This is a genomic window from Bradyrhizobium sp. 14AA, from assembly GCF_054185205.1.
Map to the genome: position 1 here is coordinate 1 of NZ_JAVAYM010000144.1, position 468 is coordinate 468.

Sequence of the window (468 nt, forward strand, 5' to 3'; positions counted from 1 at the left end):
GTGGGCGAGATAAAAATGTTATGTGAGTCCTGGAATATAAATAAGAACCCGAGATATAAAATTATAAAATATAAGAACGAGTATTTAATGATTGATGTAACTAGTTCTTGGATTTTCTTTTTCATTCCAATGCTTAATTGGGGTGTACCTAAGAAATTTGCGAAGATTAGTCAAAGTGAGTTTGAAGAATTAAATACATTTACACCGAAAAATAGTAGTTCAGCTGGATGGATAGCAGGTGGGGGATCAGTTTTATTGGCAGTATTGACGAGAAAATATATACAGTTGTTAAATATACAAATTAATCAAATTGCTGTGAATATTTTATGCTCTCTCGTACTTTTGGGGGTTTTCCTTTCGGCTTTATATATTAATTCGAAATCTAAGTTAAACGTTTATGATAGAAATAACTGTGATGAAAAGATAATTTTAATACCAACTTTTAAAAATTTATGCTTAATGCTCCTT

General features: G+C 29.9%; 1 protein-coding gene. It reads left to right on the forward strand.

Annotated features, from left to right (window positions below; genetic code table 11):
- Nucleotides 1-15: 15 nt before the first annotated feature.
- The coding region (locus tag RAD15_RS43725) for a DUF443 family protein (RefSeq protein ID WP_458184848.1) at nucleotides 16-468 on the forward strand (453 nt) is incomplete at its 3' end.